General features: G+C 67.9%; 10 protein-coding genes and 1 pseudogene. 10 read left to right on the top strand and 1 reads right to left on the bottom strand.

Going from position 1 to position 9,842, the window contains the following annotated elements; translation table 11 throughout:
• Positions 1 to 581 (bottom strand): annotated as a pseudogene (locus AC1VAN_RS03695) (histone); the annotation flags it as partial.
• Between the two features lie 489 nt (positions 582 to 1,070).
• Here AC1VAN_RS03695 and AC1VAN_RS03690 point away from each other — a divergent pair.
• The 10 genes from AC1VAN_RS03690 (at position 1,071) to AC1VAN_RS03645 (ending at position 9,596) form a co-directional block, all read left to right on the top strand.
• Entirely contained in the window at positions 1,071 to 2,504 is a 1,434-nt protein-coding gene (locus tag AC1VAN_RS03690; protein WP_025878360.1) for a Do family serine endopeptidase, read from the top strand.
• 104 nt (positions 2,505 to 2,608) lie between these two features.
• Positions 2,609 to 2,971, top strand: coding sequence for a hypothetical protein (locus AC1VAN_RS03685; protein ID WP_025878359.1), 363 nt, complete (start codon positions 2,609 to 2,611; stop codon positions 2,969 to 2,971).
• Positions 2,972 to 2,979: 8 nt separating this feature from the next.
• Positions 2,980 to 3,450, top strand: coding sequence for a phage holin family protein (locus AC1VAN_RS03680; RefSeq protein WP_442251799.1), 471 nt, complete (start codon positions 2,980 to 2,982; stop codon positions 3,448 to 3,450).
• On the top strand, positions 3,447 to 3,884 hold the full coding sequence (locus AC1VAN_RS03675) for a hypothetical protein (RefSeq protein WP_025878357.1): 438 nt from the start codon (positions 3,447 to 3,449) through the stop codon (positions 3,882 to 3,884). Before AC1VAN_RS03680 ends, AC1VAN_RS03675 begins: the two co-directional genes overlap by 4 nt.
• Before the next feature lie 67 nt (positions 3,885 to 3,951).
• Entirely contained in the window at positions 3,952 to 5,058 is a 1,107-nt protein-coding gene (locus AC1VAN_RS03670) for an AI-2E family transporter (RefSeq protein ID WP_025878356.1), read from the top strand.
• A gap of 97 nt (positions 5,059 to 5,155) precedes the next feature.
• Positions 5,156 to 5,626, top strand: coding sequence for a hypothetical protein (locus AC1VAN_RS03665; protein ID WP_032978295.1), 471 nt, complete (start codon positions 5,156 to 5,158; stop codon positions 5,624 to 5,626).
• 62 nt (positions 5,627 to 5,688) lie between these two features.
• Positions 5,689 to 6,417 carry an HAD family hydrolase gene (locus AC1VAN_RS03660; RefSeq protein ID WP_480985290.1) on the top strand — a complete coding sequence of 243 codons (729 nt, stop codon included), beginning with the start codon at positions 5,689 to 5,691 and terminating at the stop codon, positions 6,415 to 6,417.
• Between the two features lie 3 nt (positions 6,418 to 6,420).
• Entirely contained in the window at positions 6,421 to 7,788 is a 1,368-nt protein-coding gene (locus AC1VAN_RS03655; RefSeq protein ID WP_032978292.1) for a leucyl aminopeptidase family protein, read from the top strand.
• 168 nt (positions 7,789 to 7,956) lie between these two features.
• Positions 7,957 to 9,063, top strand: a complete 1,107-nt coding sequence (locus AC1VAN_RS03650) for a catalase family peroxidase (RefSeq protein ID WP_480985289.1) — start codon at positions 7,957 to 7,959, stop codon at positions 9,061 to 9,063.
• Positions 9,060 to 9,596 carry a cytochrome b gene (locus AC1VAN_RS03645; protein ID WP_025878352.1) on the top strand — a complete coding sequence of 179 codons (537 nt, stop codon included), beginning with the start codon at positions 9,060 to 9,062 and terminating at the stop codon, positions 9,594 to 9,596. The genes AC1VAN_RS03650 and AC1VAN_RS03645 overlap by 4 nt, the downstream gene beginning before the upstream one ends.
• Positions 9,597 to 9,842: the final 246 nt, after the last annotated feature.

The following is a 9,842-nucleotide window of genomic DNA, read 5'->3' as shown; positions in this document are numbered from 1 at the left end:
GTAGCGACCTTCTTGCCGACGACCGTCCTGGCGGCCACGGTCTTCTTGGCCACAGCCTTCTTGGCGGTAGCGACCTTCTTGCCGACAACCTTCTTGGCAGCAGCGGTCTTCTTGGCCACAGCCTTCTTGGCGGTCGCAACCTTCTTGGTGGCGGCCTTCTTCACGGTAGCGACCTTCTTGCCGGCAGCCTTGGTGGTCTTCTTGGCAGCAGCAACCTTCTTGGTCACGGTCTTGCCGGCAGCCGCCTTCTTCTTGGCCACTTCCTTCTTCAGGGCAGCAGCTTCGGCCTTGGCGTTCTTCTTGGCCGCTTCCAGCTTCTTCTTGGCGTTGGCAACGGTCTTGCCGACCGACTTGGCAGCCTTCTCGGCCTTCTTGGCAACGGTCTTCTCGACCTTGGCCACGACCTTCTTGGCCTTGGCGACGCGGGTGGTGGCAGCCTTGCGGGCGCGCTTGACGGTCTTCTTGACCGACTTCACTGCGTCTTCGGCGGCGTGGGCGATGGTCTCGCCGACGTTGGTGGCGGTTTCTTTCACGTTCTCGACGGCGTCGGTCACGACCGACACACCATTACCGTTGCTCATGTTGCCCTCCTAGGGGCCTGGATTGTCAAAACGGGGCGATGCTATACCGACAATGGCTATCGTGGAACGGGCACGSCYGGYCAATCGCATCCKGTGCGACGCAACTGRWGTAAGCGATAGCGGCGGCGGACGTGCCCCGCAGTCAGGAAATCCCTTTTTTTAAGCAGTGTGCTGCGCAGCCTGCCTGCTGCTGGCGTGCCGATGCAGGCACTGGCAGCAGCCACACATCCGCGCAGCACTGAGCGTCATCGCAAGGTCGGGATGCGCGGAACTGCGCAAGTGTCGCGGTGTATCAGGGCGCTGCCGGCGTGCCTTGCGGCACTCGCTCGCGGCTGTCGCGAACAGCGTTGTGGTGCGCGCGTCAGCTTTCCGGCGCCTGCGGTGAGGGTCGGATTTTCATGGGGCATTTATCCAGATCGCGACACACTCATTCAGCTTGTTCTACCGTATGCGTCAACGGCCCCAACCTCAGCCTGCGAACCGACTCCCATGCGACCGCTTCCCACCCTGCTTACGCTCGCAATCGCCGCTGCCTTCGGCGGCTTCGTTGCCACCGGCCTCAATGCGCACCTGGACAACCGTGCCGATGCCGCTCCGCTGCCGGCGGTACTGCCCACCTCCGCAGCGCTGCCGGCCGCGGTCGCCGGGCAGGCGGTGCCTTCGCTTGCACCGATGCTGGAAAAGGCGATGCCGGCGGTGGTCAGCGTCAACACCAAGCAGGTGGTGCGGGTACGCAACCCGTTCTTCAACGACCCGTTCTTCCGCCGCCTGTTCCCGGACATCCCGCAGGAGCGGATCAACGAGTCACTCGGTTCGGGCGTCATCATCGATGCCACCGAAGGCCTGGTGCTGACCAACCACCACGTCATCGACAACGCTGATGACGTGCAGGTGACACTGGCCGATGGGCGCACGGTGAAGGCCGAGTTCCTCGGCTCGGACCGCGACACCGACATCGCGCTGATCCGCATTCCGGCGCAGAACCTGACCGACATCAAGCTGGGCAACAGCGACCAGCTGCGGGTGGGCGACTTCGTGGTCGCCATCGGCAATCCGTTCGGTTTCAGCCAGACGGTCACCTCGGGCATCGTCTCGGCGGTGGGCCGCAGTGGCATCCGCGGGCTGGGCTACCAGAACTTCATCCAGACCGATGCMTCGATCAACCCCGGCAATTCCGGTGGCGCACTGGTCAACCTGCAGGGCCAGCTGGTGGGCATCAACACCGCCAGCTTCAACCCGCAGGGCAGCATGGCCGGCAACATCGGCCTGGGCCTGGCGATTCCGTCGAACCTGGCCCGCAGCGTGGTCGACCAGCTGGTCAAGCATGGTGTGGTGGTGCGCGGCACGCTGGGCATCGAAAGCCAGAACCTGAGCGCGCAGATCGCGCAGGGCCTGGGCCTGGGCGAAACCCGTGGCGCCCTGGTAACCCGCGTGCTGGCCGGTTCGGCCGGTGCCGCCGCAGGACTGAAGCCGGGCGACGTGGTGGTATCGGCCAACGGCCAGCGCGTGGACAGTGCCGAAGCACTGCACAACGTGGAAGGCCTGGCGGCGGTGGGCAGCGTGCTGACTCTGGACGTTCGCCGCGAAGGCAAGCCGCTGCAGATCAAGGCAACGCTGAAGGAACAGGCGCGCGTGGTCAGCGGCGAGAGCCTGGACCCGCGCCTGACCGGTGCCAGCTTCGTCGACCTGCCCGAATCGCTGCGTCAGTCTGGCGTGGGCGGCGTGCTGGTCAGCGAGGTCAAGCGCGGCAGCCGCGCCGCGACCAATGGCCTGCAGCAGGGCGACATCATCACCGACGCCACGGTGGGCGAGTTCGCCGACCTGGCCAGCTGGCGCGCCAATTTCCAGCAGCGCCCGCCCACCCTGGTGCTGCGCGTGCTGCGCAACAATGGCCAGCAGCAGGGCCAGTTGGTGATGCGCTGATCGCCTGGCCGTAACGCCCCCTATACCCACGTGATGCTATTGCTGTACGTCCAGGTCGGCCAAGCGCCGATCGCCCGTTCCCCCATCGCAACAGGAGTGATTCGATGAGCCCCACCAATACCGAGAACCTGAAGGACCACCTGGGTGAAGCCGGTTCCCACCTGAAGCAGGCCGCCAGCGCTGCCGGCGGTGCGATCAAGGGCGCTACCGGCGCCGCGACCGATGAACTGCGCATCGGCAAGGCCAACGTCAAGGCTGAACTTTCCGACAGCGCGCTGTCGGGCCTGGCTGCTGCCGAGTTCGGTGGTGCCGCCGCCAAGGAACAGGTCGACGCGCTGATGGACAAGGGCAAGGACCTGATCGACAGCGCTGCTGAGCTGATCCGCGAACGTCCGCTGGCCTCGTTCGGCGTGGCCTTCGCTACCGGCTGGATCATCGCCAAGCTGGCCCGCGGCAGCGACAAGTAAGCTGCGGCGTGAGCGAAGACACCACGCAACGTCCTGATCCGGCGGCCACGCCGCCGTTGGACGAAAGCATCCGCCAGGTCGGCGCAGCCGGCCAGGCGACTGCCGATTCGGCCAAGCACTCACTGCGTTCGCTGCGCCGGTTGGCGTCGGCGGACTTCGCGCTGGCGCGCAGCGCATTCGGCCGCGCATTGGCCTGGGCCGGCGTCGCCATCGTGTTCGGTGCGTCGGCCTGGCTGTTGCTGGCCGCCACCCTCATCGCCCTGCTGCAGAGCTTCGGCCTGAGCTGGCTGCAGGCCCTGCTGATCACCTCGCTGCTGAGCCTGGCCGTCACCGGCTATGCGATCTGGCGCGTTTCCTACTTCTTCCACCACACCGGCATGCACGCCACCCGGCGTCAGTTGTCCCGGTTGGGCCTGTTCGATGAGCCCACCGATGATGATCCCGATGCCGGCGTGCAGATCCCGGAGGGCAAGCCATGAAGTTCGGTGCACTGCAGCGGCGTGTGAAACGTTGCGAACAGGTGATGGCCGTGCGCCTCGGCGAGACCCAGGACCACTGGAACGTGCTCAGCCAGGTCTGGCGACAGGGCTGGTCGCCACTGCGCATCGTGGTGGTGGGTCTGGCCGGCGGATTCATCGCCGGCAAGCTGGAGGTTCCGGGCAAGGTCAACGGAGCGCGTTGGCTGCAGATGGTCGGTTCGGTGTCCAGCCTGTTCGCCAGCGCCCAGGCCGCGTTTGCTTCGGTGGTGGCGGCGCAGGCGGCGGAAACCGCAGACGATGCCGCCGACCAGGTGGATGAGGCGGCCGGGCCGCCACCCGCCGCTGCGGCACGACCGGCAGCACGCCCGGTGGCCGAGCCCGAGCTGCGTGAGCCCCGTCCGGCCGAAGCGGCGACCGAGATGTCCGAACGTTGACGAACCTTACCCGCCGCGTTGATCGCGGCGGGCCGATAATGGGCTTCTCTTTCTGGTCGGTGCGTCGATGAGCGAGTCCCTGTTGTCCCCGTCGTCGCCTGCGCCGGACGAGTCCGCACCCCTGCCGCCGCCCTCGCGCCCACGTGGCCCGATGTCGCTGGTGATCCTGGCGACCCTGGCCGTGGCGTTCACCCTGTGGGCGGCGCAGGACATCATCCTGCCGGTCCTGCTGGCGATGTTCTTCGCCCTAGTCGGCAACCCCATCCTGCGCCTGCTGCAGAAGCTGTGGATTCCGCGCGCGCTCGGCGCCCTGCTGGTGCTGGGCGCCGGCCTGGGCGTGACCGGTGCGCTGGCGGTGCAGCTGATCGGCCCGGCGATGGACTGGGCACAGGAAGCACCGCAGCAGCTGCGCAAGGTTGCGCGCCAGGTGCAGGACCTGACCAAGCCGGTGCAGCAGGCCAACCAGGCCGCAGAGAATTTCGCGCGCGTGGCCGGCGGCGACGGCAACCGCAAGGTGCAGGTGATCCGCACCCAGCTGGACGACCCCTACCGGATGCTCACCCGTGCGCCGCGGCTGGCCGCCTCGGTGCTGGCCGTCGTGCTGCTGACGCTGTTCTTCATGATCTACGGCCAGAGCCTGCAGCGTGCAGCGATCGCCCTGTTCCCGAACCGGCAGCAGCAGCGTTTCACCAGTGACATCCTGCGCTCGATCGAGCATGAGGTGTCGCGCTACGTATTGACCATCAGCGTGATCAACACGGTGGTCGGCCTGCTGTTGGCCGGGGTGCTGATGCTGCTGGGCATCGGCCTGCAGGAGGCGCTGCTGTGGGGAACCGTGGCGGCGCTGCTGAATTTCGCGCCCTATGTCGGTCCGCTGCTCGGCGTCGCATTGATGCTGCTGATGGGCTTTGTCGAGTTCCGCGACCCGCTGCAGGCACTGCTGCCTGCGGCCGCCTACCTGGCCCTGCATACCCTGGAAGGGCAGCTGGTGACGCCGATCGTGCTTGGTCGGCAGATGAAACTGTCACCGCTGGTGCTGATCCTGGCGCTGATGGTGTTCGGCTGGGCCTGGGGCATGATCGGCCTGCTGCTGGCGGTGCCGCTGCTGGTCTGCATCAAGCTGGTGCTGGCGCGGCTGGACGGCATGCACGGCTGGGCGCGGCTGCTGGAGTGAGGCGCGCTCCATCGACGGGCGTGCGGGGAGAGGAACGGTGGGACGGCGAAGGCTGGCAGAATATGCGCCCGCTTTTTCCCAGGATGGAACCCTCCCCATGTTCTCTTTCGCGCGTCGATGCCTCGCCCTGACCTGCCTGGCCGCCCCCGCCTTCGCCGCCGCCCCGCCCAGTGCGGAAGTGGCCCGCACCCAGCTGGTGGAGGCCATCACCTGCCAGCGCCATCTCACGCCCGAACAGTTCGATGCCATGGCCAAGGTGCTGATGCCCGCCGGGGCCAAGACCAGGGACGAGTACGACGACGGCTACACACTGGCCTCGCCGCTGATGGTGCTTGGCCTGCCGGTGACCCATGTGACTTCCTACGACGGCTCCAGCGGCGAGGATGGCGTGGACAGTTACACGGCGTACTTCGGCAGCGCGGAAATCAGCAAGGTCGCCGCCTTGGCGAAGATGCCGCCGCCGGTGGCCGGTGGCTACCGGCGCGAAGTGGGCAGGCATGACCTGAGCGTCGATCGCGTCGATGGCCAGACCGTCCTGTACTGCTCCTACGACCTGCGCAGCCACTGACGGCGGCGGCGCCTGCCCGCCGCGCGCATGAAAGCCCGCGCGGGCAGGCGTAGAATGGCGGGGTGAAATTCCCTGTCCTTGCCATCACCCTCGACCTCGACGATACGCTGTGGCCGTTCGCTCCGATCGGCGCCCGCATCGACCAGGTCCTGTTCGACTGGATGCGCGAACACAGCCCCGCCACCGCCGCGATGTATCCGGTGGCGGCCATGCGCGAACTGCGCGAGCGCTCGTTCCGCGACAACCCCCACCTGCATTTCGACCTGAGCGCGCTGCGCCGGCTGACGATCCAGGAGGCGCTGGAAAACAGTGGCGCCAGCCTGGATCTTCTGGAACCGGCGTATGAAGTGTTCTACGCCGCGCGCAACCAGGTGGAGTGCTACCCCGATGCGCTGGACGCACTGGCGCGTATCGCCGCGCGGGTGCCGGTGGCCGCGTTGAGCAACGGCAACGCCGATCTGGAACGGATCGGCCTGGCCCATCACTTCAGCTTCCAGCTGGGCGCGCGCGAGCATGGCGCGGCCAAGCCGGAAGCGAGCATTTTCCACGCTGCCTGCGACCGCCTGGGCGTCGCCCCGGCGCAGGTGCTGCACGTGGGCGACCACGTCGAGATGGACGTGGCCGGCGCGATGSSYGCCGGCCTGCGCGGCTGCTGGATCAACCGCGAAGCGGCCACCTGGAACCATCCGCAGCTGCAGCCTGACCTGCAGTTCGACACCCTCACCGGCCTGGCCGATTGGCTCGATGCCAACCTCGACGCCGCCGACGCTGACGCATCCCGGAGTACCTGACGCATGAGCGAGATCACTGGCTTCACCGCCGACACCACCGCCGCACTGCCGCTGCACGTGCTGGACCGCAGCCAGTTCGAGGCGTGGAAGAACAGCCAATCTGCTGCCACCCAGGCGTGGTTGAAGTCGCAGGGCTTCACTGCGGGCGCGCATTCGGTTGCGCTGCTGCCCGGCGCCGATGGCCTGGCTGGCGCGGTGATCGGCGTCGGTGATCGTGCCGATGCCTACAGCTACGCCCATGCACCGCATGCCCTGCCGGAAGGTAGCGTGTGGCAGCTGGCCAGCGAACTGCCGGCCGCCGAGCAGGCGCTGCTGCAGCTGGGCTGGGGCCTGGGCAGCTACCGCTTCGACCGCTACCGCAAGCGCAACCGCGCGCCGGCCCAGCTGGTGGCTGCACCGACCGGCGAAGTGGCCGACCTGATCGCCGCCAGCCTGCGCGTGCGTGACTGGGTCAACACGCCGACCGAAGACATGGGCCCGCAGCAGCTGGAAGACGCCGCGCGTGCCCTGGCTGAAGCGCATGGCGCGCAGGTGGAAGCCATCACCGGCGACGAACTGCTGGCGCAGAACTTCCCGGCCATCCATGCGGTGGGCCGTGCCTCGCACCGTGCGCCGCGGCTGATCGTGCTGCGCTGGGGCAAGGAGACCGACCCGGCGCTGGCACTGGTCGGCAAGGGCGTSTGCTTCGATACCGGCGGCCTSGACATCAAGCCGGCCGATGGCATGCGCAACATGAAGAAGGACATGGGCGGCGCCGCACACGCGCTGGCCCTGGCCGGGCTGGTGATGGCCCAGCAGCTGCCGGTGCGCCTGACCCTGCTGGTACCGGCGGTGGAAAATGCGATCGGCCCGGATGCCTTCCGTCCGGGCGAAGTGATCGCCACCCGCAAGGGCCTGAGCGTGGAGATCGACAACACCGATGCCGAAGGCCGGGTGATCCTGTGCGACGCGCTGACGTTCGCCGGTGAGCAGAAGCCGGACCTGGTGCTGGACTTCGCCACGCTGACCGGCGCGGCACGCATCGCGCTGGGCCCGGACCTGCCGGCGCTGTTCAGCAACGATGACACGCTCGCCCAGCAGTGGCTGCAGGCTGGCGACGCCACCCGTGACCCGGTGTGGCGCATGCCGTTGTGGCGCCCGTACCTGCGTTACCTGAGCAGCGGCATCGCCGACCTGGCCAAYGCCGGTTCGCGCATGGCCGGCTCGGTCACCGCSGCGCTGTACCTGGAACGCTTCCTGGAAGACGGACAGCGCTGGGCACATCTGGACGTGTATGCCTGGAACGATGGCGAGCGCCCGGGCCGCCCGGCCGGTGGCGAAGCCCTGGCCCTGCGTTCGGCCTGGACGATGCTGAAGGCACGTTACGGCTGATGGAGCCGCCGGGCATGGCCCGGCGCTGCCCATGCCGGTGGGTGCCGACCTTGGTCGGCACTGCATCAACCTGCAAATCTGACGAAAAATTGAATTTCGGCCCCGGCCGGGTTCTGCGAGGATGGTGTGGTCGCCCACCCACACATCCGTGAAGGCAGGACTCCGACCATGTCGCTCTTCCGCTACACCCGCGCCGGCCAGGAGYCGGGCGCGCCGCGCCGGCATTCGCCCTTGCCCTGGATCGCGCTGATCGCACTGATCCTGGGCATCGTTGCCCTCGCCTTCGCCTGGCTGGCCGGTTGGATCGGCCGCGACCGGCTGACCGCACAGCGCTTCACCGACACCATCGAGGCCACCGGCCCTGCACATCCCGGCTTCCGCCGCGCGCACAGCAAAGGGGTGTGCGTGAGCGGCTGGTTCGAACCCAGCGCACAGGCGCCCACGCTGTCCAGCGCACGGGTGTTCTCGCAGGCGAAGGTTCCGGTGCTGGGCCGGCTGTCGATCGGCGGCGGCGATCCGCACGGCGCCGATGGCAGCGCGCGCGTGCGCAGCATCGCCGTGCAGCTGGTGGGCGATGACGGGCAGGAATGGCGGATGGCGATGAACAGCTTCCCGTTCTTCGCCGTGCCCACCGCCGAGGCGTTCTACGAGCAGACCCGCGCGCAGATTCCGGATCCGGCCACCGGCAAGCCCGACCCGCAGAAGATGGCGGCCGTGCTGGCCAGATACCCCAGCGCACAGGCCTTCCAGCAGTGGGCCAAGAGCGCACCGTGGACCAGCAGCTGGGCCAACACCACCTTCAACAGCGTCAACAGTTTCTGGTTCACCAACGCGCAGGGACAGAAGCGCGCGGTGCGCTGGCGCTGGCAGCCGCAGGCGCCGCTGGTGGAGATGGATGCGGAGGCGCGCAAGCAGGCCAATGTCGATTTCCTCAGCCAGGAACTGCAGCAGCGCCTGGCCACCGGCCCGGTGCGCTGGAACCTGGTGGTCAGCCTGGCCGCGCCGGGCGATGCCATTGATGATCCCTCGGTGCCGTGGCCTGAATCGCGCGAACAGGTGGTGGCGGGCGTGCTCAGCCTCGACCGCATGCAGTCGCAGGAAGAAGGCGCCTGCGGCCAGCTCAACTTCGATCCGCTGATCGTGCCCAGCGGCGTGCGCGGCAGCGACGACCCGATCCTGGCTGCGCGCTCGGCGGTGTATTCGCAGTCGTTCAACCGCCGCGAGCGCGAGCGCGCCAGCGGTGCGGCGGCACAGACGAAGGGGGAAGCACGATGAGTACCGGCAACGGCCACTTCAACCTGCTCGCCCGGGTGCTGCACTGGTCCATGGCGCTGATGATCATCGCCATGCTGTTCATCGGCGTGACCATGGTCGCCTCGCTGCACCTGCGCCCCATGCTGATCGACCTGCACCGGCCGCTGGGTATCGCCATCCTGCTGCTGGCGGTGCTGCGCCTGTACAACCGCCTGCGCCACCGCCCACCGCCGCTGCCAGCGGATCTTCCCGCGTGGCAGGTGCTGGCCGCGAAGGCTTCGCACTGGATGCTGTACGCGTTGATGCTGGCGATGCCGCTGATCGGCTGGGCGATGCTGTCGGCCGGCGGCTACCCGATCGTGCTGGGCGGTGGCCTGCACCTGCCGCCGATCGTGCCGCACACGCCAGCGCTGTACGCCGCGCTGCGCAATGCGCACAGCCTGCTGGCATACGTGTTGTTCGCCACGGTGCTGATGCACGTGGGTGCGGCGCTGTTCCACCTGTGGGTGCGCCGCGATGGCGTGTTCCAGGCGATGGCACGCGGGAAGGATTGAATGGGTTCGCCGGGGGTTCCCGGCTGCCCTTTTCCGCGACTGCGGAGGGGTGTCACTTTTCTTTTCGCGCGAAAAGAAAAGTAACCAAAAGAAACGCGCCGCCAGCCGCGAGCCGGCGTGCTKCGCACGCCGGTRCCCTGYGYTCCTCGGTCCGTCGAGGGACGGCGCGGGAACTCGCTGCGCTCAGACACCCGCGCCTCTTCGCCCTCGCCGGACCTGCGGTGCTCGGCTCGCTTGAAGGCGGAC

Source organism: Stenotrophomonas sp. 05L44_2, assembly GCF_056665995.1.
The sequence above is the reverse complement of the archived record's forward strand: the minus strand, read 5'-3'. Positions and strand labels throughout refer to the sequence as shown.